This is a genomic window from Leifsonia sp. AK011 (assembly GCF_013410945.1).
GTDB lineage: Bacteria > Actinomycetota > Actinomycetes > Actinomycetales > Microbacteriaceae > Rhodoglobus.
Genome location: NZ_JACCCH010000001.1, coordinates 724,991 through 740,791, shown reverse-complemented (window position 1 = coordinate 740,791; position 15,801 = coordinate 724,991). Strand labels below are relative to the sequence as shown.

Annotated in this window: 20 protein-coding genes; 7 read left to right on the top strand and 13 right to left on the bottom strand. The window is 68.0% G+C overall.

All coding sequences use genetic code 11. The annotated features are described in order from the left end of the window. The first annotated feature begins 108 nt into the window (after positions 1-108). From HDC94_RS03675 to HDC94_RS03645, 7 genes are read left to right on the top strand one after another with little or no spacing between them, the layout of a single operon-like run. Positions 109-717: a DUF2975 domain-containing protein gene (locus HDC94_RS03675; RefSeq protein ID WP_179494953.1), complete on the top strand. Its 609-nt coding sequence runs from the start codon at positions 109-111 to the stop codon at positions 715-717. Then, positions 717-1,343, top strand: coding sequence for a hypothetical protein (locus HDC94_RS03670; RefSeq protein WP_179494951.1), 627 nt, complete (start codon positions 717-719; stop codon positions 1,341-1,343). Before HDC94_RS03675 ends, HDC94_RS03670 begins: the two co-directional genes overlap by 1 nt. Further along, entirely contained in the window at positions 1,340-1,579 is a 240-nt protein-coding gene (locus HDC94_RS03665) for a helix-turn-helix transcriptional regulator (RefSeq protein ID WP_179494949.1), read from the top strand. The genes HDC94_RS03670 and HDC94_RS03665 overlap by 4 nt, the downstream gene beginning before the upstream one ends. Next, the gene (locus HDC94_RS03660) at positions 1,576-1,731 is read left to right on the top strand and encodes a hypothetical protein (RefSeq protein WP_179494947.1); all 156 of its coding nucleotides are present in this window, start codon (positions 1,576-1,578) and stop codon (positions 1,729-1,731) included. The genes HDC94_RS03665 and HDC94_RS03660 overlap by 4 nt, the downstream gene beginning before the upstream one ends. A 12-nt stretch (positions 1,732-1,743) precedes the next feature. Then, complete coding sequence (locus HDC94_RS03655) at positions 1,744-2,625, top strand: phosphotransferase (protein ID WP_179494945.1); 882 nt, start codon at positions 1,744-1,746, stop codon at positions 2,623-2,625. Between the two features lie 41 nt (positions 2,626-2,666). Continuing rightward, complete coding sequence (locus HDC94_RS03650; RefSeq protein WP_179494943.1) at positions 2,667-3,905, top strand: aspartate aminotransferase family protein; 1,239 nt, start codon at positions 2,667-2,669, stop codon at positions 3,903-3,905. Positions 3,906-3,909: 4 nt separating this feature from the next. Then, complete coding sequence (locus tag HDC94_RS03645) at positions 3,910-4,887, top strand: pirin family protein (protein ID WP_308495619.1); 978 nt, start codon at positions 3,910-3,912, stop codon at positions 4,885-4,887. An 8-nt stretch (positions 4,888-4,895) separates the two neighbouring features. Here the strand turns inward: HDC94_RS03645 and HDC94_RS03640 are convergent, their stop codons facing one another. From HDC94_RS03640 to ftsH, 13 genes are all read right to left on the bottom strand, one after another. Next, the gene (locus HDC94_RS03640; RefSeq protein WP_179494941.1) at positions 4,896-5,072 is read right to left on the bottom strand and encodes a hypothetical protein; all 177 of its coding nucleotides are present in this window, start codon (positions 5,070-5,072) and stop codon (positions 4,896-4,898) included. 111 nt (positions 5,073-5,183) lie between these two features. Then, positions 5,184-5,327, bottom strand: coding sequence for a hypothetical protein (locus HDC94_RS03635; RefSeq protein WP_179494939.1), 144 nt, complete (start codon positions 5,325-5,327; stop codon positions 5,184-5,186). A 27-nt stretch (positions 5,328-5,354) separates the two neighbouring features. Next, complete coding sequence (gene lysS, locus HDC94_RS03630) at positions 5,355-6,857, bottom strand: lysine--tRNA ligase (RefSeq protein ID WP_179494938.1); 1,503 nt, start codon at positions 6,855-6,857, stop codon at positions 5,355-5,357. 219 nt (positions 6,858-7,076) lie between these two features. After that, positions 7,077-7,937, bottom strand: coding sequence for a pantoate--beta-alanine ligase (panC, locus tag HDC94_RS03625; protein ID WP_179494936.1), 861 nt, complete (start codon positions 7,935-7,937; stop codon positions 7,077-7,079). Between the two features lie 19 nt (positions 7,938-7,956). Beyond that, positions 7,957-8,673, bottom strand: coding sequence for a Rossmann-like and DUF2520 domain-containing protein (locus HDC94_RS03620; RefSeq protein ID WP_179494934.1), 717 nt, complete (start codon positions 8,671-8,673; stop codon positions 7,957-7,959). Further along, positions 8,670-10,238: a PH domain-containing protein gene (locus tag HDC94_RS03615; RefSeq protein WP_179494932.1), complete on the bottom strand. Its 1,569-nt coding sequence runs from the start codon at positions 10,236-10,238 to the stop codon at positions 8,670-8,672. Before HDC94_RS03615 ends, HDC94_RS03620 begins: the two co-directional genes overlap by 4 nt. After that, the gene (locus tag HDC94_RS03610; protein WP_308495618.1) at positions 10,235-10,714 is read right to left on the bottom strand and encodes a PH domain-containing protein; all 480 of its coding nucleotides are present in this window, start codon (positions 10,712-10,714) and stop codon (positions 10,235-10,237) included. The genes HDC94_RS03615 and HDC94_RS03610 overlap by 4 nt, the downstream gene beginning before the upstream one ends. Further along, positions 10,711-11,193, bottom strand: a complete 483-nt coding sequence (locus tag HDC94_RS03605; protein ID WP_179494930.1) for a DUF3180 domain-containing protein — start codon at positions 11,191-11,193, stop codon at positions 10,711-10,713. Before HDC94_RS03605 ends, HDC94_RS03610 begins: the two co-directional genes overlap by 4 nt. Beyond that, entirely contained in the window at positions 11,190-11,660 is a 471-nt protein-coding gene (folK, locus tag HDC94_RS03600) for a 2-amino-4-hydroxy-6-hydroxymethyldihydropteridine diphosphokinase (RefSeq protein WP_179494928.1), read from the bottom strand. The genes HDC94_RS03605 and folK overlap by 4 nt, the downstream gene beginning before the upstream one ends. Further along, entirely contained in the window at positions 11,657-12,055 is a 399-nt protein-coding gene (gene folB / locus HDC94_RS03595; RefSeq protein WP_179494926.1) for a dihydroneopterin aldolase, read from the bottom strand. The genes folK and folB overlap by 4 nt, the downstream gene beginning before the upstream one ends. Then, positions 12,052-12,837, bottom strand: coding sequence for a dihydropteroate synthase (folP, locus tag HDC94_RS03590; protein ID WP_179494924.1), 786 nt, complete (start codon positions 12,835-12,837; stop codon positions 12,052-12,054). Before folP ends, folB begins: the two co-directional genes overlap by 4 nt. Further along, complete coding sequence (gene folE / locus HDC94_RS03585; protein WP_179494921.1) at positions 12,834-13,403, bottom strand: GTP cyclohydrolase I; 570 nt, start codon at positions 13,401-13,403, stop codon at positions 12,834-12,836. The genes folP and folE overlap by 4 nt, the downstream gene beginning before the upstream one ends. An 11-nt stretch (positions 13,404-13,414) precedes the next feature. After that, complete coding sequence (gene ftsH, locus HDC94_RS03580) at positions 13,415-15,424, bottom strand: ATP-dependent zinc metalloprotease FtsH (RefSeq protein ID WP_179494918.1); 2,010 nt, start codon at positions 15,422-15,424, stop codon at positions 13,415-13,417. Positions 15,425-15,801: the final 377 nt, after the last annotated feature.

Genomic DNA, 15,801 nt, shown 5'->3' with positions numbered 1-15,801 from the left:
ACCACGGGGGGCGCCGAAAAGTCCGCTGTTCGCCGTCGGCGTGACTATCCCTTGCCAGGCGTGGGCATAACGTTTATCGTTGTTATCGATAATCGATAGGAGAGAACGATGACATCAACACTCCAGCCCAAGCCAGCCGACCGGGTGGCACTCATCATCACCGTCGTGCTCGGGGCCGTCGCGGGTGTCGTGACGATCGTGCAGGCCGTGATCCGCATCATCCGGATCGTGCCGAACAGGGATGTCCCGGTCACCGTGGCCTTCGCAGACACCCCCGCAACGCTCCCCGTCGGCCCCGGCGGCTCGCCGGTGGCCGTCGTGCCGCAGCAGGTCGAGATCCTGGCGAGCGACATGGCGCCCATCACGGTCTTCTCGCTCATCGCCGCCGAAGTCATCTACGCCCTTGCCGTCGTGACCGCGATCGTGTGCGTGTCGCTCGCGATCCGCAACATCATCCGCGGCCGCGCTTTTAGCACCGCCAATGTCGGCCTCGTCGGCACGCTCACGTTCGTGGTCGCGATCGGGTGGATCCTCACGTGGTTGTTCAGCACGATGGGGGCCAACGGCGCGGCATCCGCCCTCGCTGGCGAGTACCCCGAGAACACGGCCATCCCCATCGCGCTCGTGGTGCCCTTCGCCATCGCAGCACTGGGCGCACTGTCCGCGGCGTTCGTTGCCGGGAACCGACTGCAGCGCGAGACGGAGGGACTGGTCTGATGACGACGGCAGAGGAACGTGGACGTCGAGCGGGATCGCTCGCCCAGAAGGTGATCCTCGGGTTCATCGCCGGGGGTGCCGCGGCCATCGCGGTCGTCGAAGTGGTGCTCCTGATCACACGCATCGCGTCGCTCCTCGGCGACGAGGCCGTGACGATGGCTGGAGTACCGCTCGCGGAGCCGATGACACCAGCGTTCACCGAGGGGCTCGAGGCCGTGGCATCCGCGAACTACGATTCGGTCACCCTCACGGTCGTGGGGCTCGCGACCGCCGCCCGCGTGTCGCTCGTCGCTGCGGCCATCATCGCCTCGCTCCTGTCGATCGCTGTCTGTGCAGTCGTCGCCTGGCTCGCCCTCCGAGTGTTCCTCGGGCAACCGTTCGTCACGTCCGCGTCGTGGGGCATCGGCGTCGTCGCCATACTGGCTATCGTGGTCGGCTTCGTGAACCCTGCGCTTCTCGGCGTCGCCCACGCGGAGGTCGCCGCACAGCTCGGAACGGATGCCCTCCCACCCTTCCTCGTGCAGTTCGACCCCGCGCCGATCGCGTGGGGACTCGCGCTCGCCGTGGTGGGCGCGGCCTTCGAGATCGGACAACGGATGCAGCGCGACACGGAGGGGCTCGTATGACCGACGACGACGCAGCGGAGGGGCCAACGGGCATCCACTGCCGCCTCGACGAGCTGCTCGCGGAACGCGGGATGACCGTCACGAGACTGAGCGAGCTCGTTGGCGTGAGCGTCGTGAATCTGTCGGTACTGAAGAACGATCGGGCGCGTGCCATCCGGTTCTCCACGCTGCTGGCGATCTGCGAGGCGCTGGAGTGTGAAGTGGGAGACCTGCTCACAGTAGGCTCTCGGCCATGAGCGACGACTACAACAACAAGCCGGTGGGATTTCTTGGCAAGCTGCGCAACAACAAGGTTCTGACCTGGGTGCTCATCATCGCGCTCGTGGTGCTCGTCGTGGGTGCCGGCACGATCGTGGCGCTCGTGCAGTTCGTCCTGCCCGGGCTGTAAGCGGCGCGAGACGTGCACCGCCTGCTCACGGAGCTCGTGGAGCCGTTCGACCGCATGCCCGAGGACGCGGCGGTGGACCTCCTCGAGGCCGAGTGGGGTCTCACGCCCCACACGCTCGAGCGACTCGACACGGAGCGGGATGACACGTTCCGATTCGACTCGGACGGCCTCCCGTACGTGCTCAAGGTCGCGCACCCTGGCGACGATCACGCCCTGATCGACCTGCAGCTCGCCGCACTCGCTCACGCGGCGGCCGCGGACCCAGGGCTCCCACTCCAGCGGGTCGTGCCCTCACGCGGCGGGTCCGCGTGGGTCGCGGTCGACGGCCGCGCGGCACGCGTCTTCGCGTGGATGGATGGCACGCTCGCGCGCGGTACGGAGCCGACGCACGCGCAACTGAGGGCGACCGGGCGGATGCTCGGGCGGTTGAACCTCGCCCTGCGCGGGTTCGGGCACGCGGCATCCGGGCGGGAGCTCGCGTGGGACCTGCAGCGACTGCCCGCACTCCGCGAACTCGCCGTCGACGCGCCCGCCATGCTCGAGATCATCGACCGCTTCGAGATCGACGTGCTGCCCGCGCTCGAGCGGATGCCACAGCAGGTGATCCACAACGACTTCCACCCCGGCAATCTCCTCGTGGACACCAGCGATGACGGTTACGTCACGGGCATCCTGGATTTCGGCGATGTTGTGCACAGCGGGCGCGTGAACGACCTCGGGGTCGCGCTCGCGTACCTGCCGATGGGGTCGAGCCCCTCGGAGGCCGCGCTGCCCTTCGTTGACGGTTTCGAGTCGGTTGTGCCCCTGCTGCCGGAGGAACGCGCGCTGCTTCCGCACCTCGTGTCGGCGCGGCTCGTGCAGCGGCGGTTGTTGAACGAGCTCTTCGAGCAGTGATGTCGCTGCTCCCCGACCGCGCGCGTCCCTAGGCTTAGCGCATGGCTGGCCCCACCGCGTACTTCGACCCCGCTCGCACACCCGAACTCGACGCGGCTACGCGTGACCTGGTGGAGCGCCGCGCCCGCGCGATGGGGTCCGCGTATCGCCTGTTCTACGGGCATCCGCTGCAGCTCGTGCGAGGTGCAGGCACTCGCGTGTGGGATGCCGACGGTCGGGAGTACCTCGATGCGTACAACAACGTCCCCTCCGTGGGGCACTCGCACCCCCGAGTTGCCGACGCGATCGCCCGACAGGCCGCGACCCTCACCACGCACACGCGCTACCTCGCCGAACCGACCGTCGCGTACGCCGAGGATCTCCTCAGCACGCTGCCGCCCCACATCGACAACGTCATGTTCACGTGCACCGGCTCTGAGGCGAACGACCTCGCCCTGAAGGTTGCCAAGATCGCGACCGGTGGCACAGGCATCATCGTCACGGAGAACGCCTACCACGGGGTGACCACCGAAATCGCGGCGATCTCGCCCTCGCTGGGCGGCCCCGAGTCACTCGCTCCGTGGGTGCGCACCGTCCCCGTGGAGGGCGACCTCGGTGTGTCGGTGCGCGGCGCCATTGCGGAGCTGCAGGCAGCGGGCATCCGCCCAGCCGCCCTCATCGTCGACACGATCTTCGCCTCCGATGGCGCCTGGCCCGAGGTGGAGGGCTTCGCGGATGCCGTGACCGCCGTGCACGAGGCCGGCGGGCTGTTCATCGCCGACGAGGTGCAGCCCGGCTTCGGGCGATTGGGACGCGGGATGTGGGGCTTTGATCGGTACCGTCTCGCCCCCGACATCGTAACGGTCGGCAAACCGATGGGCAACGGGCATCCCATCGCCGCCATGATGGCTCGGCACGAGTTGGTCGATGCGTTCAACGAACGGTCGAGGTACTTCAACACGTTCGGGGGCAGCTCCGTGTCGATCGCGGCGGCGCAGGCGACCCTCGACGTGCTGCGCGACGAGAAGCTCATCGACAACGCCCGCGACGTGGGCGCGTACCTGCTCACAGGACTCACGAGCACCGGGCTGTTCGAGGAGGTGCGCGGTGTCGGACTGTTCCTCGGAGCACGCCTCGAGTCGGAGCAGCGCGCCCTCGCCACGGTCAACGCGCTGCGCGAGCGCGGGGTGCTGGTCGCGACATCCGGGCCGGCCAACGACACCCTCAAGATCCGGCCACCCCTGCCGTTCTCGCGCGCCGACGCCGACCGCCTGATGACCGAGCTCGTGGCCTTAGGTTAGTGGCGTGAGCAACCTCGAGAAGGATCCGCTGGAGCTACTCGTTCGGGAGGACGCCAGCGACGAGACACCGGACCCCACCGGTCGCACCGTCGAGATTCTCGAGCCGCGCGATGTGCCGCTCGGCGGACCGCGTGCGATGGGCGTTCGGCGCACACTGCCGCAGCGCGCCCGGAGTCTCATCGGCGCGTGGTGCTTCGTCGACCACTACGGGCCGGAAGCCGTCGAGATGGATGTTCCGCCGCATCCGCACACCGGCCTGCAGACGGTGAGCTGGCTCTTCTCCGGGCGCATCGAGCACCGCGACACCGTGGGCAGTCACGCGATCATCAACCCGGGCGAACTCAACCTCATGACCGCCGGGCGCGGCATCGCGCACTCGGAGGTCTCGGTGCCCAGCCCGGACCCCGTGGTGCTCCACGGCGCCCAGCTCTGGATCGCCCTCCCCGACAGCGCCCGCCACCGCGAGCCCTTCTTCGAGAACGTCGCGCCAGAACCCTTCGCTCTTGGGGAGGCGACCGCGCGCGTCTTCATCGGGTCACTCGCGGGGGTGAGCTCGCCGGCCCGGGTGTTCACCGAGCTCGTGGGCGCACAGCTCGACATTCCGGCCGGCGCGACCGTGACCGTACCGGTGGAGCGCGGCCATGAACACGGCGTTCTCGTGGACGCCGGGGATGTCACGGTGGACGGCGCATCCGTTCCCGTCTCGCACCTCGGCTACCTGCCGTCGGGCACGGACTCGATCACGTTCGTGGCGCAGACGGATGCCCGGCTCCTGCTCATCGGAGGCACCCCGCTCGGCGAGCAGATCGTGATGTGGTGGAACTTCATCGGTCGCGACCACGACGAGATCCAGCGATTCCGCGACGAGTGGCAGGCGGGGCTGTCGGTGCACCCGGGCCGGTTCGGCATCCTGAACGGCTACGACGGCAACCCATTGCCCGCCCCGCAGCTGCCGCCCATCCGGCTCAAGCCGCGCGGTTGACGCGCCCGCTAGTCCTTCGGGGGGAGGCCCAGCTTCGCGCGCTCCTCGATCTCGATCTTGGCTCGCGCGCTGCGCTCCGTGCGGTCGGCCCGGATGATCGAACGCATCACGAACCAGAAGACGAGCCCGAGCAGGATGGTCGGTGTGACCGAAAACAGGGCGTTGAGCCAATACTCCTGGGGCATGCCACCAGAGTACAGCCGACTACCTGGTGATGAACCAGACGATCGCCACGAGCACGATGATGCCGACGAGTGCGACCGAGGTGACAAGTCGCGAAGTGCGCCGATCCACTCTTAACCCTTAGCGATGATGCCGACGACGCCCGAGATCACCAGATACAGGCCGACACCCGCGACCACCAACCAGATCACGATCCGGCCGGTGGAGATCTCGCCCTTCTTCTTGTCGTCCTCGCCGGGCAGCTTCAGGTCACTCATGGGCGCAGCCTACCTACCTAATCTGTGTCACTTGACGAGCGGGAACAGGATCGTCTCGCGAATACCGAGGCCGGTGATCGCCATGATGAGGCGGTCGATACCCATGCCCATTCCACCCGACGGCGGCATACCGTGCTCGAGTGCGCGCAAAAACTCCTCGTCGAGACGCATGGCCTCGGCATCCCCCCGGCTCGCCTGCAGCGCCTGCTCGACGAAACGCTCGCGCTGGATGACCGGATCGACAAGCTCCGAGTATCCCGTGGCGAGCTCGAAGCCGCGCACGTAGAGGTCCCACTTCTCGACGAGCCCCTCGATCGACCGATGATCGCGCACGAGCGGAGAGGTGTCGACGGGAAAGTCCATGACGAACGTCGGCTTCGTGAGGCCCGGCTTCACGTAGTGCTCCCACAGCTCCTCGACGAGCTTGCCGTGGGTGGGGTGCTGCACCTCGATACCGAGCGACTCGGCATGAGCGAGCAGCTCGTCGGCGGGCGTCTGCGGGGTGACGGACAGGCCGGATGCCGCGTTCAGCGAGTCGTACATCGAGATGCGGTCCCACTCCCCGCCCAGGTCGTACTCGGTGCCATCGGCAAGAGTGACCACAAGCCCGCCGGTCACTGCGCGCGCGGCATCCTGAACGAGCTCCTGCGTGAGGTCGGCCATCTGGTTGTAGTCGCCGTAGGCCTGGTAGGCCTCGAGCATCGCGAACTCGGGGCTGTGCGTGGAGTCGGCACCCTCGTTGCGGAAGTTGCGGTTGATCTCGAAGACGCGCTCGATGCCGCCGACGACCGCGCGCTTGAGGAACAGCTCGGGAGCGATACGCAGGTAGAGCTCGGTGTCGAAGGCATTGCTGTGGGTGACGAACGGGCGAGCCGAGGCACCACCGTGGATGACCTGCAGCATCGGGGTCTCGACCTCGAGGTAGTCGTGCGTGCCGAAGGTCGAGCGCAGCGACGCGTTGACGGCGGCGCGCGCACGCACTGTGGATCGCGCCTGCTCGCGCACGATGAGGTCGAGGTAGCGGCTGCGCATCCGCGCCTCATCGCTGAGCTCGGTGTGGAGGTTCGGCAGGGGGCGGATGGCCTTCGAGGCGATCGCCCAGTCCTTCGCGAGGATCGAGAGCTCCCCGCGACGGCTGGAGATGACCTGGCCGTGCACGAAGACGTGATCACCGAGGTCGACAAGGTCCTTCCAGCGTTCGAGTGACTCCTCGCCGACCTCCGCGAGGGAGATCATGGCCTGGATGCGCTCACCATCGCCGGACTGGAGTGCGGCGAAGCACAGCTTGCCCGTGTTGCGCAGGTGCACGACGCGACCGGCGAGGCCCACGACATCCCCGGTCTGGGTGTCCGGCTCGAGGCTCGGGTACTTGGCACGAATTTCGGGGATGGTCGTGGTGATGTCGACACCGACAGGGTACGCGCCAGCGCCGGAGTCGATGAGACGCTCGCGCTTCTCGAGGCGGACCGCCTTCTGCTGCGAGACCTCTTCTTCGGTCAGCTCGGGCTCAGGCGTCGTCTCGTCAGTCACGAGGGTCAATGGTACCGTTCAGCACTGCTGGCACAGCGCCTCAGCCGGAGCGGGCTCCTACCCTCGCTCTCGCGGTCCCAAATGCAGGAAGTCGCGGCTATGAGGTGCCGACTGGCAGGCGATAGCGCCGCTCAGCGGCTTATCTCCTGCATTTGGGATGTGTCGGGTAAAGGATCGTGTCCGGTAGAGAGGATGCGGACGAGGTGCCGGGGCTGGGCCTCAGCCGATGCGCAGCGACTCGTTGTCGATGAGACGGGTGGTGCCGACGCGGGCGGCCACGATCGCGATCGCACGACCGCGGTAGTCGTCGTCGACGGGGCGGAACGTATCGGGATGCACGACCGCGAAGTAGTCGAGCTCGACGAGGGGTGTCCCGGCGAGGGCACCCTGTGCTGCGGCGAGCGCGGAGTCGATCCCACGATCGCTCGCGGATGCCGCGGCCTCCAGCGCAGCCGAGAGCGCGAGCGCCGCCCGCCGCTCCCCCGGTGCGAGGAACCGGTTGCGGCTGGACATGGCAAGTCCGTCCGGCTCGCGCACGGTCTCGATGGTCTCGACGCGGGTCGCAAAGTTGAGGTCGGTGACCATGCGCTTCACGAGGAAGAGCTGCTGGGCATCCTTCTGGCCGAAGGTCACGATGTCGGGCGTGACGATGCCGAGCAGCTTGGCGACCACGGTCAGCACGCCGTCGAAGTGGCCGACGCGCGACTTGCCCTCAAACGTGTTGCCCACCTCTCCCGCATGAACGGTGACACCGGTAGGGCCCGTCGGGTACATCTCGTCGACACTGGGCGCGAACACCAGGTCGACGCCGTGCTCGGCGAGGCGCGCGACATCCGCGTCCAGGGTGCGGGGGTACTTCTCGAGGTCTTCGGCCTGGGTGAACTGCGTCGGATTGACGAAGATCGAGACGACCCTGACATCCGCGAGTTCTGCCGCTCGAATGACGTGGGAGATGTGCCCGTCATGGAGGGCGCCGAGCGTGGGGGTCAGGGCCACCGTGCGACCGGCGGCGCGCTCGGCCGCGATCGCTTCGCGCATCTCAGCAACGGTGGTGATGACACGAGGAAGTGGAGCAGTCACCTGTCGATCGTAGGGGCACTCAAGGGAAGTCGGGGTCCGGTGGGAACTGCGCCGCCGTCGGGGGCGAGTGCAGCGCGTTCTCGACGGCCGAACGCACGAGCGGCGCAATGACGGCACCGGGGGCCTCGAGACCGATGCCGGCGAGAAGGTCGATCGACTGGCGGACGATCTCCGAGGAGAAGCTCGTGGCTGTGGAAATCGCCTCCGCGTACGCGGCACGATCGGCCTCGGCCACCACGAAGGGTTCCGCGCCGAGCTCGACGACGAGTGCCTGGGCGATGGGCAGAACCGGGGTCGGGGCGGTCACCGCACAGAAGCTCTCCCGCAGTCGCACGAGGTCCATGCTCGTCCCCGTGAAGGACATCGCCGGATGCACGGCGAGCGGAATCACGCCCTGCAGGGTCGCCGGCTGGAGCACCCCGTAGCCGAGACCGGCCGCGGTGTGCATCAGGAGCTGGCCCGGCTGCCACGTACCGGTCGCGGCGAGACCGGCGACGAGCGCCTCGATCTGCGACTCGGGGATGGCGAGGAGCACAAGTTCGCTGCGCTCGATGAGCTGAGGGATCTCAAGGATCGGGGCATCCGGAAGCATCGCCTGCGCGCGCTCGCGGTTGGACTCGGTGAGGGTCGCGATGCCCGTGATGGCATGCCCGGCCGCCGAGAGACCAGCCCCGAGCACGGGCCCTACGCGGCCTGCACCGATGATGCCGACCCCGAGCCGGCCGGCCGCGGTCACGGCGTGCCCTCCTCGCGCCACCGGTGGCTGCGGTCGGCCTGGCCAGCGGCCACGGCCTCTCGCGCGAGCGACTCGAAGAACTCGACGGCGTCGTTCTGATCGATCGCGCCCACGGAGGCGGAGATGGGGCCAGCCACGGTGTGAACCCGCACTCGCGCGACACGCAGGCGACGACCGAGGGGCCCGCGCGTGAGCGCGATGCTCTGCATCCGCGCCTTGGGCACGACTACAAGGTCACGCCAGATCGCTCCCCGTCGCAGGAGCACCGCGTTCGACGTCTGCGTGAAGCCGTTGCGCCGCCACGAGAACCAGCGCACGATCGCCGCCCGCCGCGGCGATGTGGTGAAGTCGTCGTCGCCGCGCGACACGATCGAGCGCTCCACGAGATCGAGGTCGTCGAGCATGCCGGGCAGCACGAGTTCGAGCACCTTGCGCACATCGGCCATCGTGCCGACCGGGAGGATCGTGGTGTTCGCCTGGCCCGCGGCGCCCTGCGCAGAGGAGGTGGATGCCCGGTTGATCTTGATCTCCCACCATCCGGTGAGACGCCACAGCAGCGGCTGGCTGACCATCACCGCGTGGATGCGCCCGGGCGGCAGGGTGTCGTTGCTCGTCGACAGCAGTCCGAATCCGACTCGGACGCCGTCGGGAGTGGACGCGATGCTGTAGCGCAGCGACCGCGTGATGCGCGAGAAGTAGAAGCTCGCATAGCCAATCACGGCGGGGATGAGACCCAGCACGACGACGCCGCTTCCGAGCCGGACCCCGAACGTGATGAGCACGGCGACGACAGCGATCGCCACGATCGTGCTCACACTAAGCAGGAGCGACCCCACGAGGCGACCCGGGTGGATCTTCACGACCGACTCCGGGGGCGCGAGCGTCGGGTCGAGTTCGGGTGCGAGCAGGTCGTTGACGCGGTCACTGACGAGGGAGCCGGAGCTCGCGGCTGCTGGCGCCGTGGCATCCGTCTGTCGAGTTCCCGACGCCAGCAGCAGGATCTCGCGGCGCAGTTCGTCGGCAGCCGAGGAACCCAGGTAGGCGAGCGGGATGTTGGCGTCCTCCCCCGCGACCGAGACCTCGAGCTTCGCCGCCCCGACCAGCCGGGCGAGGAACGGGTGCACGATGTTGATGCCCTGGATGCGGTCGAGCCGCCCGCGGCGGTGCGTGCGGAACAGGATGCCGCTGCGCACCTCCACGAGCTGATCGGTGATTCGGAAGGTATGCATCCGCCACGACAACCAGAACCCCGCGATCGTGAGGAGCAATCCCCCGATGATCGCGAGGATCACCCAGCCGAGGAAGTCGTGCTCGAGGATGAACGTGACCGGGTTGTAGTCCTCCTCGAAGTCGGGCCCGCCGAAGACGATGTCGATCACGATGTCGCGCAGGTTGACCACGATCACACCGAGGATCGCGACGAAGGCGATGCCGCCGCGCAGCAGAGGGGTCGCGGGGTGGAGGCGGTGCCACTCGCCGTCGGCGAGGCGATCCTTCCCGGGTTCCGTGACGCCCGTGGGCGGCGGTGCCGGCGCTGGCGATTCGGGCGGGGGAAGGTCCGTCATAGCCCGGCCCGACGGCTCTCGGCGAGTCCGACGAGGCGGTCGCGCAGCTCCTCAGCCTCCGCCTCGGGTAGCCCCGGCACCGTCACACCCGTCGCGGCCGCCGCGGTCACGAACTTGAGTTCGCTGAGACCGACCGCGCGGGCGAGCGGCCCACGATTGACGTCGACCAGCTGCATCCGCCCGTAGGGCACCGACACGAAACGCTGGAACAGGATGCCCCGGCGAAACAGCAGGTCATCCTCCCGCAGCTGGTACCCGATCGCACGAACACGCCGCGGGGTGATCGCGAGGGTCACGAGAAACACGACGGCGAGGGACCCGGGGATGAACCACAGCCACACGTTGCCACTCACTGCCGGGGCGATCGACGCTCCACCCACGACGATGATCCCCATGACGAGGGTGCCGACGAGGTCGACCACGATGTACTTCGGCGATACCCGCCGCCACTGCGTGTCGGGCAGTTCGAGAGTCACGAGAGGCCTCCGGGGTTGGGACGACCCTCGTTGGAGTCGTCGTCATCGGGCGGAATCGCGCACATCTGCTCGGCCACGAGACCGCAGGCCAGCAGCACGATGGCACCGACCGCGGCCGCGATCGCCAGCCCCACCGAGCCTACCCCGGGCACCACGGAGCGACTCAGGAGGTAGGCGGTGATGCCGAGGCTTCCGCCGCCGAGGAGCGCGCCGCTGAGACTCGACGCCTTCGCGAGCATGACCACGCGCGTCGCGTAGAAGGGGTCGACGCGGGCGCCCTCGACCCGCCGCGCGACCCGTCGCACCGGCAGAGCCATCACGACCACGATCGCGCCGATGAGGGCGAGCGCGAAGCTCAGCGTCACCGGCGGGATGACCACGGCGCGACCCGTCGACGCGAGGAGCGTCTCGACGAACCACGCGATCGTGCCGCCGAAGAGGGCGAGCAGAACGAGATGGAGCGGCTTGGTCCTGGTCATCGAGGTGCCTCCGCAAGGAGGTCGCTCACGCGTCGGCCCGAGAGCACCGCCTCCGGGTCGACCTCGAGCCAGGGTTCGAGCACGAAGGCCCGTTCGTGGGCCCGGGGATGCGGCAGGGTGAGGTCATCCGTCGTCACGGCCATGCCGTCCGCATCGATGATGTCGAGGTCGAGGGTGCGGTCACCCCAACGCTCCTCGCGCACGCGACCGTGCTGCTGCTCGATCTCGCGGAGTCGCGCGAGCAGTTCGTGAGGGTCGAGGTCGGTCTCGACGATCGCGATCGCGTTCAGATATGCGGGCGCGGCGAAATCCACGCCGTGAGGCTTGAGGGCCGGCGTCTCATGCAGGGACGAGAGAGCGGTCAGCTCGATGCCCGGCAGGTCCGCGATCTCGCGCGCGGCAGCCACGATCGTCTCGGCCCGATCACCGAGATTGCTGCCGAAGGCGATGACGACGCGGGGCGTCACGCGCTGAACCCGACCGGCCCCGCACTCGGCGCGCGACCGCGATTGATGGTGACCGACACGTCGTCGAACGGCACCGCGATGGGCGCACTCGGCTTGTGCACAGTGACCTTGGTGAACACGGCGAGCTCGTAGTCGAGCACGATCTGCGCCACACGCTCGGCAACCGTCTCGATGAGGTCGACGGGGTCGCTCTCCACCGCGGCGACGATGCGCTCGGCCAGCTCCCCGTAGTGGATGGTGCGATCGAGGTCGTCACCGGAGGCGGCATCCGCCAACGGCAGAAACACGGTCACGTCGATGATGAAGACCTGGCCGGTGCGGCGCTCCTGCTCGAGCACGCCGTGGAAAGCGTTGGCCCGCAGGCCGGTCAGGGTGATCTCGTCCAGAGGATTCATCGTGCGATTCCGCTCTTCCAGGCCGCCTGCACCTCGAGGGCGCGGCGGGTCGATTCGACGTCGTGCACCCGCACGCCCCAGGCTCCGGCCTGGGCGGCAAGCGCGCTGATGACAGCGGTCGCGGGATCCCGCTGTTCGGGGCTCGTGCCCCATTTCGAGAGGAACCGCTTGCGCGATGCCCCGATGAGGAGAGGCTGCCCCAGCGTCTCGAGCTCCTCGAGCCGCGACAGCAGCTGCCAGTTGTGCTCCGCATCCTTCGCGAAACCGAGCCCGGGATCGAGGATGACGCGCCCGGGGTCGATCCCGTACACGGCCATCTCGGCCAGCCGGTACCGCAGCTCGTTGCGCACATCCTCGACCACGTCGCCGTACTTCGCGTCTGAGTCGCTCGGGCCACGCCAGTGCGAGGCGATGTAGGTGAGGCGCGTGTTCGCGATGACCTGCAGCATGCGGGGGTCGGCGAGACCACCGGAGACATCGTTGATGATGGATGCCCCGGCATCCGCCGCTGCGAGTGCGGTGCTCGAGTTCATGGTGTCGACGCTCACCTCCACCCGGGCCGCGACGAGCCCGCGGATCACGGGGATGACGCGTGCCTGCTCCTCCTCGACGCTCACTCGAGCAGCGCCCGGACGCGTCGACTCGCCACCAACGTCCACGAGGTCGGCCCCGAGGTCCCGTAGGCGGATGCCCTCCGCCACCGCCTCAGCGACTGAATCGAACCGCCCGCCATCGCTGAACGAATCGGGTGTCACGTTGAGGATTCCCAGGATGAACGTCATGCAGCCCCGATCAGGGTTGTGACCTCGGCGCGCTGCGCCGGGTCTGCGAGGGTTCCGCGGGAGGCCATCGTCACGGTCGAGCTGTTCACCTGGCGGGGTCCGCGCGTGGTGACGCAACCATGCACCGCGTCGAGCACCACGAGCACACCCGCAGCACCAAGGCCGTCGGAGATGGCATCCGCGATCTCCTCCGTGAGGCGCTCCTGCAGTTGCGGGCGAGACGCGAGCGTCTCGACGACGCGCGCGAGACTGCCCAGACCGACGATGCGATCGCCCGGGACGTAGGCAACGTGCGCCGTGCCGAGGAACGGCAACAGGTGGTGCTCGCAGACGGAACGGAAGTCCAGCCCACGGAGAAGTACCAGCTCGCCGCGCTGCCCGGGCTCGACGTCGACAGCCTCGGCAAGATGCATCCGGGGGTCGACGCCGACGCCGGAGAAGAACTCGGCGTAGGCCTGCGCCACGCGCTTCGGCGTGTCCGCGAGACCCGGCCTGCCGGTGTCCTCACCGATCGCGGAGAGGATTCCGGCTACGGCCGTCTCGATACCCAGTGAATCGAAGGCCATCAGTGCGGGCGTCAGGCCGTGGCGATGCCGGGCGACTTACGGGGCGACGGTGCGCGCTTCGGCTTCTCCTCAGGAGAGTCCGACTCGATGCCACCCTCCGAGAGGCTGCCGTCGACCGGCAGCTTCGACGGGATGGCCACCGGCGGACGATCCGACAGCGGGCGCGTGTCGCTCGAGAGCCACGTCGGGCGCTCCGGGAGCTTCTCGACGTCCTCGAAGATCGCCGCAAGCTGCTCGTGGTCGAGAGTCTCCTTCTCGAGGAGCTCCGACGCGAGACGGTCGAGGATGTCGCGGTTGGTGTTGAGCACCTGCCACGCCTCGTCATGCGCCTGCTCGATGAGCGCGCGCACCTCCTCGTCGATCGTCTCCGCGATCTGGTCGGAGTAGTCGCGCGTCGCACCCATGTCGCGACCGAGGAACGGCTCACCCGAGGTCGAGCCGAGCTTGACCGAGCCGACCTTGGTGCTCATGCCGTACTCGGTGACCATGCGACGGGCGATGGATGTCGCCTTCTCGATGTCGTTCGACGCGCCCGTGGTCGGGTCGTGGAACACGATCTCCTCCGCGACGCGGCCGCCCATGGCGTACGCCAGCTGGTCGAGCAGCTCGTTGCGGGTGACCGAGTACTTGTCCTCGAGGGGCAGCACCATCGTGTAGCCGAGGGCGCGACCGCGCGGCAGGATCGTCACCTTGGTGACCGGGTCCGTGTTGCGCATGGATGCCGCGGCCAGGGCGTGACCACCCTCGTGGTACGCCGTTATGAGCTTCTCCTTGTCGTTCATCAGGCGCGTGCGACGCTGGGGACCGGCCATGACACGGTCGATGGCCTCGTCGAGGGCGCGGTTGTCGATGAGCTGCGCGTTGGAGCGCGCCGTCAGCAGTGCCGCCTCGTTGAGCACGTTCGCGAGATCCGCACCCGTGAACCCGGGAGTCTTGCGCGCGACGACCTCGAGGTTGACACCGTCCGCCATGGGCTTGCCCTTGGCGTGCACCTCGAGGATCTGCTTGCGGCCCTGCAGGTCGGGGGCGTCCACACCGATCTGGCGGTCGAAACGACCAGGGCGCAGGAGCGCCGGGTCCAGAACATCCGGACGGTTCGTCGCGGCGATCAGGATGACGTTCGTCTTCACGTCGAAGCCGTCCATCTCGACCAGGAGCTGGTTGAGCGTCTGCTCGCGCTCGTCGTTGCCGCCACCGATACCGGCACCACGGTGACGTCCGACGGCGTCGATCTCGTCGATGAAAATGATCGCCGGCGAGTTCTGCTTCGCCTGGTCGAACAGGTCGCGCACGCGGCTCGCACCGACACCCACGAACATCTCCACGAAGTCCGAACCGGAGATCGTGTAGAACGGCACGCCAGCCTCGCCAGCGGTCGCCCGGGCGAGAAGCGTTTTACCGGTACCGGGAGGGCCGTAGAGCAGCACACCCTTCGGGATGCGAGCACCCACCGCGAGGAAGCGTGCGGGGTCCTTCAGGAAGTCCTTGATCTCCTCGAGCTCCTCGATCGCCTCATCGGAACCGGCGACATCCGCGAAGGTCACCTTCGGTGCCTCCTTGCCGACAAGCTTCGCCTTCGACTTGCCGAACTGCATCACCCGACTGCCGCCACCCTGCATACGCGTGAGGAGGAAGTAGAAGATGACACCGATGATGAGGAACGGCAGCAGGATGCCGAGCAGACTCATGAAGAAGTTCGTCTGCGGAACCTCGTCGTCGAAGCTGTCCAGGTTGGCGGCGTTCACCGCCTCGATCACCTCGGTACCGCGAGGAGCCACGTAGTAGAACTGCACCTTCGTGCCGTTGTCGCCGTCAGGCTTCGACAGCTCCAGATCGACACGCTGCTCGCCGTCGACGATCTTCGCCGAGGTCACCGTGTTGCCGTCGAGAAGCTCGAGGCCCTCCTGCGTGGTGATCTCGCGGAAGCCGGTCGCCGTCAGGAGGGTCGAACCGATCCACACCACGGCGATAGCGAGCACGATGTAGACGATCGGCCCGCGGAAAATGCGCTTGAAGTCCATGTCATTCCGCCCCCACGAGGCGCGGCACCTTCCTGCTTGAGAAACTTCCAGCAAGGCTACCGGGCGACTACTGTGCGCGGGCTGCACGTTCGCTTGACGCGTAGCGTCAAGCGAAGCGGAGAACACAGCGCTTGACGCTTCGGTGTTGCGGGGCTCCGGGTGGGCCCTGTCTTGAGAGGTCTCTGCCCGTAGACGCCCACCACACCGGAGACCTCTCAAGACAGGGCCCACCCTCCGTACATGTCGCGGCAGGGAGGTACCGCCCGTGGCACGGCAGGGGGTGCATCCCGTCCCAGGCCTTTGGAGAGGATGGGTAGGCGCTGGTTGGTCCGTTGGTTGGTCGGTCCGTTGGTTGAGTAGCCGCGGCGAAGCCCGGC